This window comes from Knoellia sp. p5-6-4, from assembly GCF_029222705.1.
Classification (GTDB): Bacteria; Actinomycetota; Actinomycetes; order Actinomycetales; family Dermatophilaceae; genus Pedococcus_A.
The window spans coordinates 222,555-245,452 of record NZ_JARGZF010000001.1 but is presented as its reverse complement, the minus strand read 5'-3'; the positions used below and the strand labels follow the sequence as shown (position 1 = coordinate 245,452).

Annotated in this window: 17 protein-coding genes; 10 read left to right on the top strand and 7 right to left on the bottom strand. The window is 71.7% G+C overall.

From position 1 onward, the window contains the following. Nucleotides 1-5: 5 nt before the first annotated feature. Together P2F65_RS01190 and P2F65_RS01185 are read left to right on the top strand one after the other, a co-directional pair. Nucleotides 6-425 carry an OB-fold nucleic acid binding domain-containing protein gene (locus P2F65_RS01190; protein ID WP_275803338.1) on the top strand — a complete coding sequence of 140 codons (420 nt, stop codon included), beginning with the start codon at nt 6-8 and terminating at the stop codon, nt 423-425. Beyond that, entirely contained in the window at nt 415-1,146 is a 732-nt protein-coding gene (locus P2F65_RS01185) for a DUF3159 domain-containing protein (protein ID WP_275803336.1), read from the top strand. The genes P2F65_RS01190 and P2F65_RS01185 overlap by 11 nt, the downstream gene beginning before the upstream one ends. Before the next feature lie 12 nt (nt 1,147-1,158). On the opposite strand, the gene P2F65_RS01180 is transcribed toward P2F65_RS01185, so the two are convergent. Together P2F65_RS01180 and P2F65_RS01175 are read right to left on the bottom strand one after the other, a co-directional pair. Further along, complete coding sequence (locus P2F65_RS01180; RefSeq protein ID WP_275803334.1) at nt 1,159-1,842, bottom strand: TrkA family potassium uptake protein; 684 nt, start codon at nt 1,840-1,842, stop codon at nt 1,159-1,161. A gap of 17 nt (nt 1,843-1,859) precedes the next feature. Continuing rightward, nucleotides 1,860-2,528 (bottom strand): TrkA family potassium uptake protein, encoded by a 669-nt coding sequence (locus P2F65_RS01175; protein ID WP_275803332.1) that lies wholly within the window; start codon nt 2,526-2,528, stop codon nt 1,860-1,862. 117 nt (nt 2,529-2,645) lie between these two features. On the opposite strand from P2F65_RS01175, the gene P2F65_RS01170 reads away from it, so the two are divergent. The 8 genes from P2F65_RS01170 (at nt 2,646) to dxs (ending at nt 14,718) form a co-directional block, all read left to right on the top strand. Then, a complete protein-coding gene (locus P2F65_RS01170; RefSeq protein ID WP_275807191.1) occupies nt 2,646-4,604 on the top strand; it encodes an APC family permease in 1,959 nt (652 codons plus the stop codon). Then, nucleotides 4,601-5,836 (top strand): class I SAM-dependent RNA methyltransferase, encoded by a 1,236-nt coding sequence (locus P2F65_RS01165; RefSeq protein WP_275803330.1) that lies wholly within the window; start codon nt 4,601-4,603, stop codon nt 5,834-5,836. Before P2F65_RS01170 ends, P2F65_RS01165 begins: the two co-directional genes overlap by 4 nt. Continuing rightward, the gene (locus P2F65_RS01160) at nt 5,837-6,256 is read left to right on the top strand and encodes a thioesterase family protein (RefSeq protein ID WP_275803328.1); all 420 of its coding nucleotides are present in this window, start codon (nt 5,837-5,839) and stop codon (nt 6,254-6,256) included. Nucleotides 6,257-6,370: 114 nt separating this feature from the next. Next, complete coding sequence (locus P2F65_RS01155; protein WP_275803326.1) at nt 6,371-9,169, top strand: aconitate hydratase; 2,799 nt, start codon at nt 6,371-6,373, stop codon at nt 9,167-9,169. Nucleotides 9,170-9,295: 126 nt separating this feature from the next. Beyond that, the gene (locus tag P2F65_RS01150) at nt 9,296-10,258 is read left to right on the top strand and encodes an SDR family NAD(P)-dependent oxidoreductase (RefSeq protein ID WP_275803324.1); all 963 of its coding nucleotides are present in this window, start codon (nt 9,296-9,298) and stop codon (nt 10,256-10,258) included. A gap of 121 nt (nt 10,259-10,379) precedes the next feature. After that, entirely contained in the window at nt 10,380-10,682 is a 303-nt protein-coding gene (locus P2F65_RS01145; RefSeq protein ID WP_275803322.1) for a hypothetical protein, read from the top strand. A 22-nt stretch (nt 10,683-10,704) separates the two neighbouring features. After that, nucleotides 10,705-12,807 (top strand): glycogen debranching N-terminal domain-containing protein, encoded by a 2,103-nt coding sequence (locus P2F65_RS01140; protein WP_275803320.1) that lies wholly within the window; start codon nt 10,705-10,707, stop codon nt 12,805-12,807. 36 nt (nt 12,808-12,843) lie between these two features. Continuing rightward, the gene (dxs, locus tag P2F65_RS01135; RefSeq protein ID WP_275803318.1) at nt 12,844-14,718 is read left to right on the top strand and encodes a 1-deoxy-D-xylulose-5-phosphate synthase; all 1,875 of its coding nucleotides are present in this window, start codon (nt 12,844-12,846) and stop codon (nt 14,716-14,718) included. A 170-nt stretch (nt 14,719-14,888) separates the two neighbouring features. On the opposite strand, the gene P2F65_RS01130 is transcribed toward dxs, so the two are convergent. From P2F65_RS01130 to P2F65_RS01110, 5 genes are all read right to left on the bottom strand, one after another. After that, entirely contained in the window at nt 14,889-16,742 is a 1,854-nt protein-coding gene (locus P2F65_RS01130) for a helix-turn-helix domain-containing protein (RefSeq protein ID WP_275803317.1), read from the bottom strand. Nucleotides 16,743-16,785: 43 nt separating this feature from the next. Continuing rightward, complete coding sequence (locus P2F65_RS01125; RefSeq protein WP_275803315.1) at nt 16,786-17,559, bottom strand: 3-hydroxybutyrate dehydrogenase; 774 nt, start codon at nt 17,557-17,559, stop codon at nt 16,786-16,788. Nucleotides 17,560-17,660: 101 nt separating this feature from the next. Then, nucleotides 17,661-19,190, bottom strand: coding sequence for a UDP-N-acetylglucosamine 1-carboxyvinyltransferase (locus tag P2F65_RS01120; protein WP_275803313.1), 1,530 nt, complete (start codon nt 19,188-19,190; stop codon nt 17,661-17,663). Nucleotides 19,191-19,414: 224 nt separating this feature from the next. Further along, complete coding sequence (locus P2F65_RS01115) at nt 19,415-21,544, bottom strand: 3-hydroxyacyl-CoA dehydrogenase NAD-binding domain-containing protein (protein ID WP_275803311.1); 2,130 nt, start codon at nt 21,542-21,544, stop codon at nt 19,415-19,417. After that, a complete protein-coding gene (locus P2F65_RS01110) occupies nt 21,541-22,758 on the bottom strand; it encodes a thiolase family protein (RefSeq protein ID WP_275803309.1) in 1,218 nt (405 codons plus the stop codon). The genes P2F65_RS01115 and P2F65_RS01110 overlap by 4 nt, the downstream gene beginning before the upstream one ends. Nucleotides 22,759-22,898: the final 140 nt, after the last annotated feature.

Sequence of the window (22,898 nt, the reverse complement as noted above, 5' to 3'; positions counted from 1 at the left end):
TTTCGATGGCGGCAACCCCTGCATCCTCGGGCACCAGCACAGCGGACGGCCACCACCGCTCGCTCCTCGGGCGGCTCGGTGAGCGGCTGACGAGGACGGCCCAGCAGATCGAGGCCGCCGAGCTGCAGGAGGACACGGCCCGGCACGGCGCCACCCGGATGTCCGACCTCAAGGACCGCCAGGTCGCGACCGTGACCGGCACCGTGCGGGCCGTGACGCTGCGCCCGCGGGTCAACGTGCCGGCCCTCGTCGTCGACCTCTACGACGGCAGCCGGACCATCAACCTCATCTGGCTCGGGCGTCGCACGATCGGTGGCATCGAGCCGGGCACCTACCTGCGCGCGACCGGACGGGTCACGTACCTGAGAGGAATGCCGACCATCTTCAACCCCGCCTACGAGATCGTGCCGTCCCGTGGCCACTGAGCAGGAGCCCGTCGCGGCGACCCACCCGGCGCCGACGGTCGAGGAGGTCATCCGCCACCGGCTCTCGACAGCGCTCGGCGGATGGCGCGGATCCATCGAGTCGGCGCTGCCCATGGTGGCGTTCGTCGTCGTGTGGACGTGGCAGAAGGACATCATGACCGCGGTGGTCACCGCCGGCGTGCTGACGGCGGTCCTCGCGGTCGTGGCCGTGGTCCAGCGGCAGAGCCTTCAGTTCATCCTCTCCGCGGTGTTCGCCACCGCCATCGCGGCGTTCTTCGCGCTGCGCAGCGGGCGCGCCGAGGACGCCTTCCTGCCCGGGATCCTCACCAGCGCCGCGTGGGGCGTGGGGACGCTGGTCTCGGTGCTCGTGCGCTGGCCCGTGGTCGGGTTCATGGTGGGCGTGGGTGACCCGCGGATGGCCGAGGACCCGTTCGCGTGGCGACGCGACCCCGGTCTGGTGCGGGTGTGCCAGCGGCTCACGATGGTGCTGGTGGCCCTGTATGCCGTGCGGGTGGCGATCATGCTCCCGCTCTACTTCGCCGGGCAGGTCGCCTGGCTGGGGGTCGCCAAGGTGGCGCTCGGGTGGCCGGCCTGGGTGGTCGCGGTCGCTGTCATGGGCTGGATGCTCCTGCGCGGCCAGACCCCGCAGGTGGTGCCGGCGCCCGACAGCGAGCAGACCTGGCAGGCCGCGCACCACGCCGGCGGCGAACCCAGGCCGTGACCGGCCCGGCCCTCAGTCGCGTTCGCGCGGGTGGCGGTCTCCGGGGCTGAGCATCGCCTCGAGGGAGTCCTCGAACTCCGGCGTGGTGATGAACAGCAGCTCGTCGTGGGGCTCGAGGGAGTCGTCGCGCGACGGGGCGATCGGGTGGTCCTCGCGGATGATGCCCACCAGCACCGTCTCACCGGGGAAGGTGATGTCGCCGACGCGCTTGCCGGCATACGGGCTGTCGGCGGGCAGCGTGAGCTCGACCATCGTCGCCCGGCCCTGCTGGAACTGGAAGATGCGCACGAGGTCGCCGATGCTGACGGCCTCCTCCACGAGGGCCGTCATCAGCCGCGGGGTGGAGACGGCGACGTCGACGCCCCAGGCCTCGTCGAACATCCACTCGTTCTTGGGGTTGTTGACGCGGGCCACGGTGCGCGGCACCCCGAACTCGGTCTTGGCCAGCAGCGACACCACGAGGTTGACCTTGTCGTCGCCGGTGGCGGCGACGACCGTGTCACAGTCGGCGAGGCCGGCCTCGTGCAGGGCGGCGATCTCGCAGGCGTCGGCCAGCAGCCAGTTGGCCTCCGGCACCCGGCTGGCCTGCACGTCCTTGCGCTCGCGGTCCATGAGGAGCACCTGGTGGCCGTTGTGGATCAGCTCGCGCGCGATGGAGCGCCCGACGCTGCCCGCTCCGGCGATGACGACTCGCATGGGGGTCCTTCCTTGCCTCAGGCCTCGGCCGGCTGGGGAGCGGAGTCGAGCACGCGCTCGACCACGGGCAGCTCCCCGGCGAGGGTGGCGATGTGGAGCAGGTCGCCCTCCTGGTAGACGGTGTCGGCGCCGGGGAGCATGCCGGAGCCGAGGCGGGTCAGGAAGGCCACGCGGCCACCACTGGCGCCCTCGAGGTCGGTGATCCGGCGCCCGACCCAGCCCGGGTTGACGGGGACCTCGGCGAGGACGACCTTGCCCGACGGGTCGGTGAACTCGGGGACGTGGCCCTGGGGGAGGAGCCGGCGCAGCATCTGGTCGGCCGTCCACTTCACGGTGGCCACCGTGGGGATGCCGAGGCGCTGGTAGACCTCGGCACGGCCGGGGTCGTAGATGCGGGCGACCACGTGCTCGACCCCGAAGGTCTCGCGGGCCACACGAGCCGCGAGGATGTTGGAGTTGTCACCGCTCGAGACCGCCGCGAAGGCGTAGGCCTGCTGGATGCCGGCGTCGATCAGCGTGTCGCGGTCGAAGCCGACCCCGGTGACGCGCCGGCCCTCGAAGCTGGAGCCCAGCCTGCGGAACGCGGACTCGTCCTGGTCGACCACTGCGACGTCGTGTCCCTGACGCTCGAGGCTGCGGGCGAGCGTGGAGCCCACACGGCCACAGCCCATGATCACGAAATGCACGACAGCGACGCTACACGGTGCGGGCCTACGGATGCGCAAGCCCATGCGGCGGCGGCCTAGAGTGTCTGCGTGCCAACTTCTGGACGCCTCGTCAAGCGCCTCCTCGTCGGTCGTGCCATGCAGAGCAACCGGCTGGGGGAGACGCTCCTCCCGAAGAAGCTCGCCCTCCCCGTGTTCGCGAGCGACGCCCTGTCGTCGGTGGCCTACGCACCGGACGAGATCTTCCTGACCCTCGGTCTGGCCGGTGGTGCCCTGGCGCTGACGCACTCCTGGGAGATCGCGCTCGGCGTCGTGGCGGTCATGCTGGTGGTCGTCGCGTCGTACCGCCAGAACGTGCACGCCTACCCCTCCGGTGGTGGTGACTACGAGGTGGCCACCGTGAACCTCGGCCCGAGGGCGGGCCTCACCGTCGCCAGCGCCCTGCTGGTCGACTACGTGCTGACCGTCGCCGTGTCGATCTCCTCCGGTGTGCAGAACGCCGCTGCGGCGCTGCCCTTCGTGCGGGGCCACGAGGCGCTCGTGGCGGTCGGGCTCGTGGTGCTGCTGACCACGATCAACCTGCGCGGTGTCAAGGAGAGTGGTGCCGCCTTCGCCGCCCCGACCTACCTGTTCATGGTCAGCGTCCTCGGCATGGCCGCCGTCGGGATGGTCAGGCACTTCACGGGCACGCTGCCCCAGGCGGAGAGCGCCTCGCTCGAGCTCGTGGCCGACCCGGAGCACGCCGCCATGAGCGCGCTCGCGATGGGTTTCCTCATGCTCCGCGCGTTCTCCTCGGGCTGCGCGGCGCTCACCGGCGTGGAGGCGATCTCGAACGGTGTCCCCGCCTTCGAGAAGCCCAAGAGCAGGAACGCCGCCACGACCCTGCTGCTGATGGGAACCATCGCCGTCACGATGCTCCTGTCGATGATCGCGCTCGCCACGTGGACCGGCGTGAAGTACGCCGAGAACCCGGCCGAGCAGCTGAGGCGCAACGGCCAGCCGGTGGGGGAGGACTACGTCCAGGAGACCATCATGGGCCAGGTCGCCCATGCGGTCTTCGACGACTTCACCCCCGGAGTCATCCTCGTCTCCATCGTGACCGGGCTCATCCTCTTCCTGGCGGCCAACACCGCCTTCAACGGATTCCCGGTGCTGGGGTCGATCCTGGCGCGGGACGGCTGGCTGCCCCGCCAGCTGCACACCCGCGGCGACCGGCTCGCCTTCTCCAACGGCATCATCATCCTGGCGGGCGCCGCGGCGTTCCTCATCGTCCTCTACGACGCCCAGGTGACGAAGCTGATCCAGCTCTACATCGTCGGCGTCTTCGTGTCCTTCACCCTCAGCCAGACCGGCATGATCCGGCACTGGAACCGGCACCTGCCCCTGGAGCGGGACCCCGCCGCGCGGGCCCGGATGCAGCGCAGCCGCATCATCAACGCCATCGGCGCGGCGATGTCCGGCATCGTGCTGCTGGTCGTCCTCGCCACGAAGTTCATGCACGGCGCTGGCTACGCGATCGCCGCCATGGTCGTGCTGTTCTTCCTGATGCTCGGCATCCGCAGGCACTACGACCGGGTCCGCGAGGAGCTCGCTGTCTCCGAGAGCGACATCGACCACCAGCGGCTGCCCTCGCGCGTGCACGCGATCGTCCTGGTCTCCAAGATCCACAAGCCGACGCTGCGCGCGCTGGCCTACGCGAGGGCGACCCGGCCCTCGGTGCTCGAAGCCATCACGGTCAACGTCGACACGGAGGAGACCAAGGCGCTGCAGCAGGAGTGGGACCGTCGCGACCTGCCCGTCCCCCTCAAGGCGCTCGACTCGCCCTTCCGGGAGATCACCCGGCCGGTCGTCGACTACGTGAAGTCCATCCGCAGCGGCAACCCGCGCGACGTCGTCGTGGTCTACATCCCGGAGTACGTCCTCGGCCGCTGGTACGAGCAGGTGCTGCACAACCAGAGCGCCCTGCGGCTGAAGTCACGACTGCTGTTCACCCCGGGCGTGATGGTCGCGAGCGTGCCGTGGCAGCTCGCCTCCTCGGAGGGCCAGGAGGAGCGGCTCGACGGTCCTTCGGTCGGCGCCGTGCGGCGCGGCGAATGACCGACGCCCCGGACCTCGGCGAGCTGGCCACCGGCGACGAGGTCGAGGTGGTCGTGGGACCGGTGGCCCACGGCGGCCACTGCGTCGCCCGGCACGAGGGGCGCGTCGTGTTCGTGCGCCACACGCTGCCCGGGGAGCGGGTCCGGGTACGCATCACCGAGGCCAGGCCCGGCCAGCGGTTCGTGCGCGCCGATGCCGTGGACGTCCTCGAGGCCAGCCCGCACCGGGTCGCCGCGCCCTGCCCGTATGCCGGTCCCGGGCTGTGCGGTGGTTGCGACTTCCAGCACGTCGAGCTGAGCGAGCAGCGGCACCTGAAGGCGAGCGTGGTGCGCGAGCAGTTCGCCCGCCTGGCGGGGCTGGACGTCGACATCGAGGTCGAGGCGGTGCCGGGCGACCGCCACGGCCTCGGCTGGCGCACGCGCGTGGAGTTCGCCGTCGACGCCGAGGGCCGACCCGGCCTGCGCCGGCACCGCTCCCACGACGTCCTCACCGTCGAGGACTGCCTCATCGCCCACGACCGCGTGCGGGAGGCCGGAGTCCTCGGCAGGAGCTGGCCGGGTGAGCGGGCCGTCGACGTCGTCGCGCCCAGCACCACCGAGCAAGCCGTGGTGGTGCCGGTGCCCAGCGGCGAGAAGACCGCCCCGGTGGTCCGAGAGTCGGTCCGCGCGGGGGCCTGGGAGGCGACCTTCGAGGTCGGCTCGCGCGGGTTCTGGCAGGTGCACCCCGGTGCCGCGGCGACCTTCGTCGACGCGGTGCTCCAGGCGCTGGGTCCGCGACAGGGTGAGCGCGCGGTCGACCTGTATGCCGGCGTGGGGCTCTTCGCGCTCGCCCTCGCCGACGCGGTCGGGCCGGACGGGGCGGTGCTCGCCGTCGAGGCGGAGGGGCCGGCGATGGCCAGCGCCCGCCGCAACACGCGGACGCACCCGTGGGTGGAGCTGCGACCCGGGCGGGTGGACAAGGTGCTGAAGCCACTGGTGCGACAGGGAATTCGCGCTGATCTCGTGGTGCTCGACCCACCGCGCACCGGCGCTGGCCGACAGGTCGCGCAGCAGGTCGCGAGCCTGGGCCCGAGGGTCGTCGCCTACGTGGCCTGTGACCCGGCCGCGCTCGCCCGCGACACGGCATACCTGAAGGAGGCCGGTTACGGCCTGCGCGCGCTGCGCGCCTTCGACGCCTTCCCCATGACCCACCACGTCGAGTGCCTCGCCGTCTTCGAGCCGCAGGGAGCCTGAGTGAGCCAGCCGTTCACCCACACCGTCGAGGTGCGCTTCTTCGAGGTCGACCAGGCGGGGGTGGTCTTCAACGCGTGGTACCTCGCGTGGTGCGACGACGCGCGGCTGGCCTACCTCGCGTCCCTGGGGTACCCGCTGGAGAAGGCGATCGCCGATGACGCGGTGCCGCTGGTGCGCCACGCCGACATCGAGTGGCTGGCCAGCCTCCAGGCGGGGGACCACGCCGACATCGTGGTCCGGCCCGTGCGCGTGGGGGAGTCGTCCTTCACCCTGCGCCACGAGATCCACCGGGCCGGCGACGGCCTGCTGTGCGCGGTCGTGACCATCACCTACGTCGCCGCGGGCCTGGCCGTGCGGGCCAAGAAGCCGCTGCCCCTTTCCTTGCGGGAGGCTTTGGAGAAGGATCGACTGGATTCGTAGCGGCGCAGCCTCCCCGTCGCGCCGTACGCGGGCGGGGGAGCACTGGACGGTGCCGATGTGGTTAGATATCTTGACGTCAAGATAAATGAGACTCTGCTGCGGAAGGAGCAGGCTGTGGCCAGCGCGAACAGCTTCAATGCACACGGCGAGCTGAAGGTGGGAGGAAACTCCTACGAGGTCTACCGGCTCTCGGCGGTCGAGGGCAGCGAGACCCTGCCCTACAGCCTCAAGGTGCTGCTGGAGAACCTCCTGCGCACGGAGGACGGCGCCAACATCACCGCCGACCACATCCGGGCCATCGGCGGCTGGGACGAGAACGCCGAGCCCGACACCGAGATCCAGTTCACGCCGGCCCGCGTGATCATGCAGGACTTCACCGGCGTGCCGTGCGTCGTCGACCTCGCCACCATGCGCGAGGCGGTCGCCGAGCTCGGCGGTGACGCGGCCCGGATCAACCCGCTGAGCCCCGCCGAGCTCGTCATCGACCACTCCGTCATCATCGACGTCTTCGGCCGTCCCGACGCGTTCGAGAAGAACGTCGAGATCGAGTACGAGCGCAACCGCGAGCGCTACCAGTTCCTTCGCTGGGGCCAGACCGCGTTCGACGACTTCAAGGTCGTCCCCCCGGGCACCGGCATCGTCCACCAGGTCAACATCGAGCACCTCGCCCGGACCGTCATGGTCCGCGACGGCGTGGCGTACCCCGACACCTGCGTCGGCACCGACTCGCACACCACGATGGTCAACGGCCTCGGCGTGCTCGGTTGGGGCGTCGGCGGCATCGAGGCCGAGGCGGCCATGCTCGGCCAGCCGGTCTCGATGCTCATCCCGCGCGTCGTCGGCTTCAAGCTCTCCGGCTCGATCCCCTCCGGTGCCACGGCCACCGACGTCGTGCTGACGATCACCGAGATGCTGCGCAAGCACGGTGTGGTGGGCAAGTTCGTCGAGTTCTACGGCGACGGCGTCTCCCAGGTGCCGCTGGCCAACCGCGCCACGATCGGCAACATGAGCCCGGAGTTCGGCTCCACCTGCGCGATCTTCCCGATCGACGACGTCACCCTGGAGTACCTGCGCCTGACCGGCCGCTCCGAGGAGTCCGTCGCGCTCGTCGAGGCGTACGCCAAGGAGCAGGGCATGTGGCTCCAGGCCGGCCCGGACCAGCCCGAGGCGCGCTACTCCGAGTACCTCGAGCTCGACCTGTCGACCGTCGTGCCGTCCATCGCCGGCCCCAAGCGCCCGCAGGACCGCATCGCGCTCACCGACGCCAAGTCCGCCTTCCGCAAGGTACTGCCGACCTACGTCTCCCACCACGAGGGCGACCCGGGCCAGGCGTCGAGCTTCCCCGCCAGTGACCCCACGGCTCAGGCCGGCAGCAGCACCGATGGCCAGAACGGCGGCGACAAGCCGGCCGACGAGGGCAACGGCGTCGACCGTCCGTCGCGCCCGGTGAGCGTCACCACCGCCGAGGGCAACACCTTCGAGATCGACCACGGCATCGTCTCCATCGCCTCGATCACGAGCTGCACCAACACCTCCAACCCGTCGGTGATGATGGCCGCGGCCATGCTGGCCAGGAACGCCGTCGACAAGGGCCTGTCGGTCGCGCCCTGGGTGAAGACCTCGATGGCGCCCGGCTCCAAGGTGGTCTCCGACTACTACGAGAAGGCCGGCATGTGGCCCTACCTCGAGAAGCTCGGCTTCCACCTCGTCGGCTACGGCTGCACGACCTGCATCGGCAACTCCGGCCCGCTGAACGACGAGATCTCGAAGGCGATCAACGACAACGACCTCGCCGTCGTGTCGGTGCTCTCGGGCAACCGCAACTTCGAGGGCCGCATCAACCCCGACGTGAAGATGAACTACCTCGCGTCGCCGCCGCTGGTCATCGCCTACGCCCTGGCCGGCACGATGGACTTCGACTTCGAGACCGAGCCGCTGGGCAGGGACACCGAGGGCAACGACGTCTTTCTGCGTGACCTGTGGCCGGCGCCCGCGGACGTCGAGCGGACGATCTCGGAGAGCATCACCAAGGAGATGTTCACCAGCGACTACGCCGACGTCTTCGCCGGTGACGAGCGCTGGCAGTCGCTCCCCACCCCCGAGGGCAACACCTTCGAGTGGGACGCGGAGTCCACCTACGTCCGCAAGCCCCCGTACTTCGAGGGCATGCAGATGGAGACGACCCCGGTCGAGGACATCGAGGGCGCAAGGGTGCTCGCCAAGCTGGGTGACTCGGTCACGACCGACCACATCAGCCCGGCGGGCTCGATCAAGGCAGACAGCCCGGCGGGCAGGTACCTCGCCGAGCACGGCGTCGAGCGGAGGGACTTCAACTCCTACGGCTCGCGCCGCGGCAACCACGAGGTCATGATCCGCGGCACCTTCGCCAACATCCGCCTGAAGAACCAGCTGCTCGACGGGGTCGAGGGTGGCTTCACCCGCAACTTCCTCGCCGGCGGCGAGCAGACGACGATCTTCGACGCCTCGGCTGCCTACCAGGAGGCCGGCGTGCCGCTGGTGATCCTGGCCGGCAAGGAGTACGGCTCGGGCTCGTCCCGCGACTGGGCCGCCAAGGGCACCCGCCTGCTGGGCGTCAAGGCCGTCATCGCCGAGAGCTACGAGCGAATCCACCGCTCCAACCTCATCGGCATGGGCGTCCTGCCGCTGCAGTTCCCCGCCGGTGAGTCCGCGGACTCCCTCGGCCTCGACGGCACCGAGACCTTCTCGATCTCCGGTGTCACCGAGCTGAACTCGGGCACCACGCCGCGCACGGTCAAGGTCGTGGCGCAGAAGGAGGGCGGCGAGGCGGTCGAGTTCGACGCGGTCGTCCGCATCGACACCCCCGGCGAGGCCGACTACTACCGCAACGGCGGCATCCTGCAGTACGTCCTCCGTTCCCTCGTGAACGGCTGACGCCTAGCACCGCAACGAGAGGGGTATGCCGCGTGGTCACCACGCGGCATACCCCTCCGTCGTGTCCGGGGTCGGTGGCTCACCCGGCGGCGCGCGGTTGCAGGCCACGACGCCTACGTTGGCGTCATGAGCTCATCGCGTCCTGCCACTGCCCTGGACTGGCTGCTCGACAAGTCCGTCGTGCTGGGGTGGTCGAGGGTCGGCCCCGCCCTGCGGCAGTACTGGTGGCCTGCCGACCCGCCCGCTGACGCGCTGCGCGGCAAGCACGTCGTGGTCACCGGCGCCAGCGGGGGACTGGGCCTGTCGACGGCCGCCGGCCTGGCCGGGCTGGGCGCCGACGTGCACCTGGTCGGGCGCAGCCTCGACCGCCTGCACACCGCCGAGGAGCAGATCCGGGCACAGCACCCCGACGCGCGGCTGCACTCCGCCGCCTGCGACGTCGGCGACCTCGAAGCGGTGGAGGACTACTGCGCGACGCTGTCGCGCGAGGTGACCTCCCTGCACGCCCTCGTCCACAACGCCGGCCTGCTGCCGCCGGAACGCGGGACCACACCCCAGGGCCACGAGCTCACGCTGGCGACCCACGTGCTCGGGCCGCACCTGATGACCTTCCGCCTGGCCGAGGTGCTGCGTGGTGGCCGGGTGCTCGTCGTCGCCTCCGGTGGCATGTACGGCCAGGGGCTGCCCGAGGACGACTACGAGTACGCCCGGGGCGAGTACTCCGGGGTGACGGCCTACGCGCGCACCAAGCGCATGCAGGTGGTGCTGGCCGAGCAGTGGGCGCAGCGACTGGGCCGGCACGGGATCGACGTGGCGTCCCTGCACCCCGGCTGGGGCCGCACGCCCGGCCTCGACGAGGCGCTGCCCGGCTTCGTGCGCGTCATGGGTCCGTTGCTGCGCACCGCCGAGGCCGGCGCCGACACCACCGTCTGGCTGACGGCCACGCCCGACCCGTGGCCTACCGGCCTCTTCTGGCAGGACCGGCGCCCACGCCCCACCCACTACGGGCCCCTGCACCGGGAGACGGAGCAGGCACGCAAGAGCTTCTGGCAGTACGTGCGTGACCAGACGGGGGTGCCGCAGGACTGAGCCGGCGGTCGGGTCCGGGACGGGGTCTGTCGGCCCCGTCGCGGACAATGGCGCTGTGAGCAGCGCTGTGCCCCCCGGTTGGCCCGATGGCGTCCCCCCGCCCGAGAGCGAGGGGTGGCAGGTGCCCGCCGTGTCGTGGCTGCTCGACCACTGCCCGCCCGACTACCGCGGGTATGCCGGCTGGCGGCGGTACCCGGTGGCGCTCGCCTGGGTGGCGTCCCGGCACATCGAGGCGCAGCTGGTGGCCATGCGCCAGGCCTACCGTGAGTCGCGCGTGGAGCTCGGTGACCGGGTCCCCGCCGACGGGCTGGCGCAGATCATGGCCGACATCGAGGCCGAGGGGGTGCGGCTGCTCGCGGCCAAGCGCAGCGCCGCCCTGCTGTACGAGGCCCTCCAGGGCAGGCGATTCGTCCCCCGCCTGTGACGGGCAGGTCTAGGGTCGGAGCGTGCCCCCGCAGTCGCGAGCTGCAGCCGGTCCGGCTGACGGACCGGCCCGCCAGCCATGGCTGCACACCCTGACGACCTGCGTCGACGGCAACACCACCGTGTTGTCGGGCCGCTCCGGTGACGTCACCGCCGGCTCGGCGCACGGTCTCTACGTCGACGACGTCCGCGTCCTGAGCCACCTCGCACTCACGGTGCAGGGCGAGGCCCCTGCGTGGGTGGCGAGCGAGGCGCGCGGCGCCACGGCCGAGTTCCTCCTGTCGGCCCGCAACCTCGGCGTCCCCGGTGCCGACCCCCAGGTCGAGGTCCGGCGCACCAGGGAACTGGAGGGGCCGCACCTGCGCGAACGGGTCGCCGTCACCAACCGGGGACCCGACCCGGTGAGCTGCCGGCTGCAGCTCGAGGTCGCGGCCGACGGACGCGGCATCGCCGCGGTGAAGGCGGGGCACACCGCTGAGCAGCCGGTCGAGCCGCGCATCGCACCGGTCGTCGCCACGTTCGCGCTCGACCGGCACGAGACGGCCGTCGCCTTCGACCCGGCGCCCGAGGAGGTCACCGGGGAGGGAGGTGTCGTCCGTGCCGTCTTCGCGCTCGAGGTCCCCCCGCAGGCGACCGCCACCGTGGTGCTCAGCGCCGACGTCCGGCGCACCGCCGTGTCGGCGCTGGACGCCGACCGTGGGTCCGATGCGGCGCTCTGGCAGGGCCTGGTGGTGGAGTCCGACGACCCCCGGCTGGGGAGGGCCTTCACGGCCGCCGTCGACGACCTGCGCCACCTGCTGCTGCGCGACCCGCAGGCGCCGGACGACGTGTTCGCGGCGGCCGGGTCGCCCTGGTACCTCACCTTGTTCGGGCGTGACTCGCTGTGGACGGCCCGGATGATGCTGCCCTTCGGTACCGAGCTTTCGGCCGGGACCCTGCGCACGCTCGCCCGCCGCCAGGGGCGGCGGTTCGACGAGGAGACCGCGGAGGCGCCCGGCAAGATCCCCCACGAGCTGCGCCGCACGGCATACCACGACCCGGAGAGCGGCCTGTCGCTCCCGCCGGTCTACTGGGGCACCGTCGACGCGACCGCGCTGTGGGTGACCCTGCTCGGCGAGGCCTGGCAGTGGGGGCTGCCCGAGAGCGAGGTGCGCGAGCTGCTGCCCGCCCTGAGGGCCGCCGTCGGGTGGCTCACCGGCCCGGGCCAGCCCGACGACGACGGCCTGCTGAAGTACCTCGACACGACCGGCACCGGTCTGGCGAACCAGGGGTGGAAGGACTCCGTCGACGCGATCCGCTGGCGCGACGGACGCATTGCGGAAGGACCGATCGCGCTGGTCGAGGCCCAGGCGTATGCCGTCGAGGCCCTCGACCACGCGGCCCGCCTCCTCGGGGCGCTGGGGGAGGAGGGGGCGCTCGAGGCGGAGCAGGCGGCGGCCGCCCTCCGCCACCGCGTGGCGCAGCGGTTCTGGGTGTCCACGGACGCCGGCGACCACCTGGCGATGGCGCTCGACGGGTCCGGAGCGGCCGTCGACGGCCTCGGCTCCAACATGGGCCACGTCCTCGGCACCGGCACCGTGACCGGCGGCCAGGCGGTGCGCGTCGCCGAGGTGCTCACGAGTGCCGAGATGCTCGACGCCTTCGGCGTGCGCACGCTGGGCAGCCGCAACGGGGGCTTCAACCCGATCGGCTACCACACCGGCTCGATCTGGACCCATGACACGGCCATCGCCGCCTGGGGCCTGGCCCGCGAGGGGCACCGGGCGGCCGCGGGACGCGTCGCCCGTGCGCTGCTCGACGCGGGGGAGGCGTTCGGCTACCGCTACCCGGAGCTGTACTCCGGCCTGCCGCTCCTGGGTCGGCCCGCGCCGTACCCCGCGTCCTGCCTGCCACAGGCCTGGTCGGCCGCGTCGGCCGCGGTGCTCGTCACCGTGGCGCTCGGGCTGAGGCCGGACGGGGGTGGCGGGCTCCTGGTGACCCCGCCTCCGACCGCGCCCTTCGGGGCCGTCACGGTCCACGGGCTGCGGTTCCACGGCCACCCGTTCTCGGTGCAGGCGGGGCACGACGGCACCGCGCTGGTGACCGGGCTGCCGGACGAGTTCGAGGTGTCCGTGGGGAGCGCATAGACTCAGACGGTTCCCCTGGAAAGGACTGTCCTCATCGTGGGTGTGCTCGAGACCATCACCGGCCCTGACGACCTCAAGCGGCTCTCCGCCTCGCAGCTGCCGGGCCTCGCGGAGGAGATCCGCACCTTCCTCGTCGACTCCGTGTCGAAGACCGGGGGCCACCTCGGCCCCAACCTCGGCGTGGTCGAGCTCACCATCGCCCTGCACCGGGTCTTCGACAGCCCCAGGGACGCCATCGTCTTCGACACCGGCCACCAGTCCTACGTGCACAAGCTGCTGACCGGCCGGCAGGACTTCACGGGCCTGCGCACCCGTGGCGGCCTCTCCGGCTACCCGAGCCGCGCCGAGTCTCCCCACGACGTCGTGGAGAACTCGCACGCCTCCACGTCCCTGTCGTGGGCCGACGGCATCGCCAAGGCGCGCCGCCTGCGGGGCGAGCGCGACCGGCACACGGTCGCCGTCATCGGCGACGGCGCGCTCACCGGCGGCATGGCATGGGAGGCGATCAACAACATCGCCGCCGACAAGGACCTGCCGCTGGTCATCGTCGTCAACGACAACACCCGCTCCTACGCCCCGACCATCGGCGGCCTCGCCGACCACCTCGCCACGCTGCGCACCACCCGTGGGTACGAGCGCTTCCTCGACTGGGGCAAGCACACGCTGCACCGCACCCCGGTGGTCGGCGGTGCGATGTACGAGACGCTCCACGGCATGAAGAAGGGCCTGAAGGACATCGTTGCCCCGCAGGGGCTGTTCGAGGACCTCGGCCTGAAGTACCTCGGTCCGGTCGACGGGCACGACGAGCAGGCGGTGGAGGCGGCGCTGCGCCGGGCCCGCTCGTACGGCGCTCCCGTCCTCGTCCACGTCATCACGCAGAAGGGCCGCGGCTACGACCACGCCCGCAACCACGAGGGCGACCGCTTCCACGCCGTGGGCGTCATCAACCCCGAGACCGGGTTGCCCCTGGAGATCTCCGGACGTTCCTGGACCGACGAGTTCAGCGACGAGATGGTCGCCATCGGCGCGGAGCGCGACGACGTCGTGGGCATCACCGCAGCCATGCTCATCCCGGTCGGCCTCAGCGACTTCGCCACGGCACACCCCGAACGGATCTTCGACGTCGGCATCGCCGAGCAGCACGCCACCACCATGGCCGCAGGCCTGGCCTTCGGCGGGCTCCACCCGGTCATCGCCGTCTACGCGACGTTCCTGAACCGCGCCTTCGACCAGCTGCTCATGGACTGTGCGCTGCACAAGGCAGGCGTCACGTTCGTGCTCGACCGCTCGGGCATCACCGGTCCCGACGGCGCCTCCCACCACGGCATGTGGGACATGACGCTCACCGGCATGGTGCCCGGACTGCACCTCGCGGCGCCCCGTGACGGCGAGCAGGTGCGCGCCGCCCTGCGCGACGCGGTCGACATCAGCGACGCGCCGAGCGTGATCCGCTTCCCGAAAGGCACTGCGCCCGAGCCGATCCCGGCCGTGGCAAGCCTCGGCAGCGTCGACGTGCTGCGCCAGCCCGCGGGCGACGGCGACGGGATCGACCTGCTCGTGGTGGGCATCGGCTGCATGGCGGCGCCGGCGCTCACCGTCGGGGAGAAGCTCGAGGCCCAGGGCCTGCGCGTCCAGGTGGTCGACCCGCGCTGGTCGCTCCCGGTCAGCCCCGACCTGGTCGAGGCCGCCCGCTCCGCCCGCGCCGTCGCCGTCATCGAGGACAACCTCGAGATCGGCGGCGTGGGAACGCACATCGCGGCCGCGCTCACCGAGGCGGGGCTGTCGGTGCCCGTGCACCAGCACGGCATCCCCACCGAGTTCATCGACCACGCCTCGCGCGGCCAGATCCTCGACCGGCTCGGGCTGACTCCCGAGAGCATCGCCAGCGAGCTGGTGGCCCGCCTGTCCTGACCCCGGCACCGTCGAACAGCACGAGGACCTGCCGCGGCCTGTTCGGGTCTGTCCGCCGCGCCCGCCCGGGCCTCGATCCTGCGCGCCCATGAGCCCTGGGCCGGAGGGGCGCTGCGGCGCGGCAGGCTGGACGCCCCCGGGGTGGCGGCCGTCGCCGACGCCATCGAGGGTCAGCTCGACGTCATCAGGTGACGCAGCCGCAGGGCCAGCTGCAGCTCCAGTGACTGCCGCGGGTGCTGCCACTGCGCGCCGAGCAGCGCCGAGATGCGGTCCAGCCGCTGGCTGACCGTGTTGACGTGGACGTGCAGGGCCGTGGCGGCGTGGCGCGGGCTGGTGCCGGCGTCGAAGTAGGCCGCGAGCGTCTTGACCAGCTCGGCCCCTCGGCGCTCGTCGTAGTCGAGCAGCGGTCCGAGGTGGCGGCGCACGTAGCCGTCGACGTCCGGGTCGTTCCCGACGACCAGACCCGCGAAGCCGAGGTGCGCTGCCGAGGCTCCCGTGCCCCCCATCCCGAGCGCGCACAGCGCGGCAGAGGTGCGGGCCGCCTCCGCCCAGGACGCGGGCACGTCCTCTGGCGCCCGCACCGGACCGGCGCCGCCGACCGTGATGCTGCCGAGCCGGCGCAGCCGGCGGGCGAGCTCGGCTGCGGCGCCCTGGGGGTCCTCGGAGGGCACGAGCGCGACCACCCGGCCGTCGTGCTCGCCGGCGATGGATCCGGGTCCCGCTGCGGCGTGCGCGGACATCAGCAGCGTCCTGCGGGGGACGTCGTCGCCGGCGGTCGCCACGAGGACCACGTGGGGCCGGGTGGGGTCCACGCCGCTGGCCCGGGCCCTGGCCTGGAGGGCGCTGGTGTCGCCTCGCCCCGTGATGAGGTCGGAGACGAGGTCGGTGCGCACCCGCTGCTCCGCGTCAGCGGCGGCGCGCTCGAAGAGGAGCACGAGGGCCGAGACGACCGCCGCGCGCTCCAGGGTGCGCTGGTCGGACTCGTCGAGGTGCGCCACTCCGCCGAGGACGAGCACCCCCATCTGCGAGTGCGCGGCCTGCACGCCGATGGCCCACGTCGTGCCGTCGTGCGCCAGGCGGCCCGTGCGGGTGGTGTCGCGCACGGCCGGGTTCGCCTGCAGGGCGGCGAGGTCGGGGTCCTCCTGGGACGAGCCGTCCGACTGGCTCAGGAGCTCGCCCTCGTCACCGAGCAGGACGACCCAGCCGCCGAGCAGCTCGGCCAGGGCGGCCGTGATGTCCTCCACGCCACCGCCCTCGAGCACCAGCGCCGCGAACCGGTCGTGGGCCGCGGCGGCCCGCTCGATGCCCGCCGTGTGGTGCCGCACCAGGTCGTGGGCGGCCGAGAGCTGGGCCAGGGCGTCCGCCGTCTCGGCGGCGGCCCGGGTCTGCACGATCGACACGGCGGCCAGCGCGGCGAGCGAGGCCAGCAGGGCGACCTGGTCGGGGCTGAAGGGGCGGGTCGAGCGGTTCGCCGCGAACAGCACACCGAGGAACTCGCCCTCCGCCAGCAGCGGGGTGCCGCAGATGGAGACCAGGCCCTCGTCGCCCACGGCGCTGTCGATCTGGCCGGTGTGCTGGAACCGGTCGTCGTGGAAGTAGTCGGCCGTCCAGTACGGCTTGCGGCTCTTGGCCACCAGGCCGCCGAGGCCGTCGCCGAAGGAGAGCCGCACCACCTGGAACTCGGCGCTCACCGAGCCGTCGGTCGCCCGCATGAATGTGTCGCCGGCCTCGGGGTCGTAGAGCGTCAGGTAGGCCACGTCGGTGCCCAGGAGGGTCCTCGCGCGTCGCACGATGGCGTCGAGGACGCCCGAGGGGTCGCGGAGCGCGGCGAGGTCGCGGGCCGTGTCGACCAGGGCGGTGAGCTCGGCCTCCCGGCGCCGGCGGGACTCCAGGGCCGCGCGCACCCGCAGGGCGAGCTCGCGTGCCTCACCGTCGGAGTCGTCCACCGTCGACAGCTCGGCCACGGGGGCTCCCTCGGCCAGCAGTCGGAGCAGGCGCAGCGCGGCGGGCTCGTCGGTCTCCATCGGGGCGATCCTAGGACTGTCTCCGGTCAGGCTCATGGCGGGCTCAGTGGGCGGTCCAGCCGCCGTCCATGGTGAAGGAGCTCCCTGAGATGGACGCGGCCGACGGCCCGCACAGGTAGGCGACGAGGTCGGCCACCTCGGAGGGCTCGATGAGCCGCTTGACGGCGACCGGGGTCAGCATCACCTTCTCGACCACCTCGTCCTCCCCGATGCCGTGCGCCCGGGCCTGGTCGGCGATCTGCCGCTCCACCAGTGGCGTGCGCACGTAGGCCGGGTTGACGCAGTTGCTCGTGACGCCGTGCGGGGCACCCTCCAGGGCGGTGACCTTCGACAGGCCCTCGAGGCCGTGCTTGGCCGACACGTAAGCCGACTTGTACGGGCTGGCGCGCAGGCCGTGGACGCTGGACACGTTGACGACGCGGCCCCACTCACCGGCATACATGTGGGGGAGCACGCGCCGCACGAGGCGGAACGGCGAGGTGAGCATGAGCCGGATGATGAGGTCCCAGGTCTCCGTCGGGAAGTCCTCGATGGGGCTGACGTGCTGGATGCCCGCGTTGTTGACGAGGATGTCGACCTGCGCCGGCAGGGTGTCCACGGCGTCGAGGTCGGCGAGGTCCACGGGCAGGGGCGTCACCGCGCCCACGTCGGCGAACTGGCGAAGGCCCTCGCCGTCGCGGTCGACGGCATACACCTTCGCGCCGGCCCCGGCGAGGCGCGTCACGCAGGCCGCGCCGATGCCGCTGGCGGCGCCGGTGACCAGGGCCGTGCGCCCGGTGAGGTCGAGCTGCGGGGCTGGCTCGGTCGTCGTCGACATGCGCCGAAGACTAGGTAGCGACCCCGGCGGCGGGCGTGTGCGCCGACCCCACAGTTCGACCCCATCGTGTGTGGGCCCGCCCTCGGGGTGGGCGGCCGGTCCTAGATGTCGCGGAAGGTCTCGATGGTCGCGCCGAGGGCGTTGAGGCGCTCGGCGAGGTCCTCGTAGCCACGGTTGATCACGTAGACGTTGCGCAGCACCGACGTGCCGGGGGCCGCCAGCATCGCGAGCAGCACGACCACGCCCGGCCGCAGCGCCGGCGGGCAGATGACCTCGGCGGCCCGCCAGCGGGTGGGGCCCTCGATCATCACCCGATGCGGGTCGAGCAGCTGCACCTTGGCGCCCACCTTGGTGAGCTCGGTCAGGTAGATCGCCCTGTTCTCGTAGACCCAGTCGTGCACCATCGTCGTGCCCTCGGCGCAGGCGGCGATCAGGGCGAAGAACGGCAGGTTGTCGATGTTGAGGCCGGGGAACGGCATCGGGTGGATCTTGTCGATCGGCGCGTGCAGCTGCCCCGGCATCGTCGTCAGGTCGACGAGTCGGGTGCGGCCGTTCGCGGAGAGGTACTCCTCGGTGATGCCGTACTTCATGCCCATGCCCTCGAGCGTGGCGAGCTCGATCTCGAGGAACTCGATCGGCACCCGCTTGATGGTGATCTCCGAGCTGGTCACGACCGCTGCGGCGAGCAGGCTCATCGCCTCGATCGGGTCCTCCGAGGGAGAGAACTGGACGTCGACGTCGATGTGGCGGCGGCCGCGCACGGTGAGCGTGGTCGTGCCGATGCCCTCGATCTCGACGCCGAGCTCCTGGAGGAAGAAGCAGAGGTCCTGGACCATGTAGTTCGGGCTGGCGTTGCGGATGACGGTCTCGCCCTCGTGGCGGGCGGCGGCGAGCAGCACGTTCTCGGTGACGGTGTCGCCGCGCTCGGTGAGCACGATCGGCTTGCCGGGGGTGATCTGGGGGTTGACCGAGGCGTCGTAGAAGCCGGCGGTGGCCGTGACGCCGAGCCCGAAGGAGCGCAGCGCGGCCAGGTGCGGCTCGACGGTGCGGGTGCCGAGGTCGCAGCCGCCGGCGTAGGGGAGCTGGAACTGCTCGAGCTCGTGCAGGAGCGGCCCGAGGAACATGATCACGGTGCGGGTGCGACGCGCGGCGGCGACGTCGATGTTGGCCAGGTCGAGCTGGGCCGGCGGCGTGATCTCGAGGTCGTTGCTGTCCGGCAGCCAGCGGGTGCGCACGCCGATCGAGGTGAGCACCTCGATGATGCGGTTGACCTCCTCGATGCGGGCCAGGCTGCGCAGCGTGGTGCGGCCCTTGTTGAGCAGCGAGGCGCACAGCAGCGCAACCGCGGCGTTCTTGGAGGTCTTGACGTCGATCGACCCCGACAGAGGGGTGCCCCCGACGATGCGCAGGTGCTGCGGCCCGCTGTGGCCGAGCGAGACGAACTCGGAGTCGAGGCTCTCGCCGATGCGGGCAAGCATCTCAAGACTGAGATTCTGCTTGCCCTGTTCGATGCGGGCCACGGCGCTCTGGCTCGTGCCGAGGGACTCGGCAAGCTCGTTCTGGGTCATGCCCTTGTGGCGGCGGGCGTCACGAATGAGGGTGCCGATGCGCGTCAGGTAGGTCGAAGTCACGCCAAGGAAGATAACTCACATATGAGATAGATGCACACCGACGCGCCGAAGGCCCAAGTAGCCGGCCGAGGGGCGGAAACCCAGAGCACGGTACCCGCACCCAGCACAGCAGCCCAGTGCGATCTCAGCTGGTGAGCGACCGCACCGTCACCGGGCGCCGGGTGAGCCACCCACGTGGCCGGCACACCGTCACTTCGGTGTGCCGGCCACGTGGGCTCCGTGGGTCAGGCCGGGACGCTGGCCACACCCGGGGGCAGGAAGCGCTTGCCGGCGACCTTCTCGGAGATGCCTTCACGGTCGAGCAGCGGGGTCAGCCCGCCGTTCCAGAACTGGAACCCGGCGCCGGTGATCATGGCGAGGTCGATGTCCATCGGTGCCTGGGCGACGCCCTCGTCGAGCATGAGGCGGGCCTCCTCGGCGAGCACCGACAGCACGCGCTCGCGCACCTGCTCGACGGTGAGCACCACCGGGTCGGCCGGCTTCTCGAAGAGCGCCTCGACCTCGGGGTCGACGACCGGCCTGCCCTCGGGCCAGATGTAGATCGCCGGTTTCCTGGCCTCGACGACCCGGCGCAGGTTCTCCGAGACGTAGAAGCGGTCGGGGAAGGCCTTGGCGAGGGTCTCGTTGTTGTGCAGGGCGATCGCCGGACCCACCAGGCCGAGCAGGACGAACGGCGGCATCGGGGCCAGGCCCGCGAAGGCCTTGTCGGCCACCTCGATCGGGGTGCCCTCGTCGACCACCTTCGCGACCTCGCCCATGAAGCGGCCGAGGAGGCGGTTGACGATGAAGGAGGGGGAGTCCTTGACCAGGATGGTCGTCTTCTTCAGCGCCTTGCCGGTGGCGAACGCCGTGGCGAGAGTGGCGTCGTCGGTGCGCTCGCCCTTGATGATCTCGAGCAGGGGCATGACGGCGACGGGGTTGAAGAAGTGGAAGCCGACGACCCGCTCGGGGTGCGTCAGGTCGGCCGCCATCTCGGTGATCGACAGCGACGAGGTGTTGGTGGCGAGCACGCACTCGGGGCTCACGATGGCCTCGACCTCGGCCCACACCGTCTTCTTGACGCCCATCTCCTCGAAGACGGCCTCGATGACGAAGTCGGCGTCGGCGAAGCCGTCCTTGGACGTGGAGCCGGTGACCAGCGCCTTGAGGCGGTTGGCCCTGTCCTGGCCCAGCCGGCCCTTGGCGAGCAGCTTGTCGACCTCGCCCCGGACGTAGGCCACGCCCTTGGCCACGCGCTCCTCGTCCAGGTCAGTCATCACGACCGGCACCTCGAGCCGCTGCGCGAACAGCAGGGCGAGCTGGCTGGCCATGAGGCCGGCCCCGACGATGCCGACCTTGGTGACCTGGCGGGCGAGCGCCTTGTCGGGCGCGCCGGCCGGTCGCTTGGCGCGACGCTGCACGAGGTCGAACGAGTACAACCCGGCGCGCAGCTCGTCACCCATGACGAGGTCGGCCAGCGCCTCGTCCTCGGCCGCGAACGCCTCGTCGCGGGTGGCGGTGCGGGCTGCCTGCACGAGCTGCAGCGCGCGGTACGGCGCCGGCGACCTGCCGCCGGTCTTGAGGTCGACCAGGCCCTTGGCAGCCTTGACCGCCGCAGCCCACTCGGCCTCCTCGCGCGAGACCTCGGGACGCTGCACGGTGACCTCGCCGGAGACGACGCCGGCCGCCCAGCGCAGTGACTCCTCGAGGAAGTCGGCAGGCTCGAACATGACGTCGGCCATGCCGAGCGAGAACGCCTGCGGGCCCTTGAGCATCCGGTTCATGTTCATCGGGTTCTCGATGATGACCTTGAGCGCGTTCGCCGGACCGATGAGGTTCGGCAGCAGGTAGCAGCCGCCCCAACCGGGGACGAGCCCGAGGAAGGTCTCCGGCAGCGCCACCGCGGGCACGCCGGAGGAGATGGTGCGGTAGTCGCACGCGAGCGAGATCTCCACCCCGCCGCCCATGGCGGCGCCGTTGACGAAGGCGAAGGTCGGGACCGGCAGGTCCATGACGGCCGCGTATGCCGCGTGGCCGGCGCGGGCAACGGCCAGCGCCTGCCCACGCTCGGCCGCTCCGGCCACCGCCTTGAGGTCGGCGCCGACGGCGAAGATGAACGGCTTGCCGGTGATGCCCACGGCCTGGACCTCGCCGGCCTCGGCGCGCCCGCGCAGGCCCTCGACGGCCGCGTGGATGCCCGCGATGCCCTGCGGCCCGAAGGTGTTGGGCTTGGTGTGGTCGAAGCCGTTGTCGAGGGTGATGAGCGCAAGGGTGCCGGCGCCGCCGGGGAGCTGGACGTCGCGCACGTGTGCGTGGGTCACGACCTCCTCGAAGCCGTCCGTGCGCGGGGTCTGGGGGGTCTGCTGCTCGCTCACGCGGCAACCTCCTTGCCGTAGTCGGCGTGCTGCGGGTTCTCCCAGATGACGGCTGCGCCCATGCCGATGCCGATGCACATCGCGGTCATGCCGTAGCGCACCTCGGGGTGCTCCTCGAACTGGCGGGCCAGCTGGTTCATGAGGCGGACGCCGGAGGAGGCCAGCGGGTGGCCGACCGCGATGGCGCCGCCGTAGGGGTTGACGCGCTCGTCGTCGTCGGCGAGGCCGAAGTGGTCGAGGAACGCCAGGACCTGCACGGCGAAGGCCTCGTTGAGCTCGAAGAGGCCGATGTCGTCGATGGTGAGCCCTGCCTTCTTCAGGGCCTTCTCGGCGGCCGGGACCGGGCCGATGCCCATGACCTCGGGCTCGACACCCACGAAGGCGTAGTCGACCAGGCGCATCTTGACGGTCAGGCCGAGCTCCTCGGCAGCCTCGGCGCTGGCCAGGACGCACGCGGTGGCGCCGTCGTTGAGGCCGGCGCTGTTGCCCGCGGTGACCTTGCCGTGCGGGCGGAACGGGGCCTTCAGGCCGGCCAGGTCCGAGGTGGTCGTGCCCGGGCGCGGCGGCTCGTCGGCCGTGGCGAGGCCGAAGCCGAGCTGGTCGTGGCGGGTGGCGACCGGCACGAGGTCGGGCTGGATCTGGTTGTTGGCGTAGGCCTTGGCCAGCTTGTCCTGGGAGCCCACGGCGAACGCGTCGGAGCGCTCCCTGGTCAGCTCGGGGAAGCGGTCGTGCAGGTTCTCGGCCGTCTTGCCCATGACCAGGGCAGAGGGGTCGACGAGCCTCTCGGCGACGATCCGCGGGTTGGGGTCGACGCCCTCACCCATCGGGTGGCGGCCCATGTGCTCGACACCACCGGCGATGGCGACGTCGATCGCGCCGAAGGCGATCGAGGAGGCCGTGGTGGTGACCGCGGTCAGGGCTCCGGCGCACATGCGGTCGACGGAGTAGCCGGGGGTGGTCTTGGGCAGACCGGCCAGCAGGCCGACCATGCGGCCGATGGTCAGGCCCTGGTCGCCGATCTGGGTGGTGGCGGCGATCGCCACCTCCTCGACCCGCTCCGGTGGCAGACCGGGGTTGCGGCGCATGAGCTCGCGGATGCATTTGATGACGAGGTCGTCGGCACGGGTCTGGGCGTACATGCCCTTCTCCCCGGCCTTGCCGAACGGCGTCCTCACACCGTCGACGAACACGACCTCACGCAGAGTGCGGGGCACGGGTGGCCTCCTGGCTAGGTGGTCGGTGGGACGTCACCGGCGAGCCGGTGGGTACTCCAGCGATGCTACTTGCCGGTAACCGCAGAGTCAGTCAGTCCCTCGGGTGAGAGCCGTCACCCCGGGAGTGGGGCGAGGGGCCC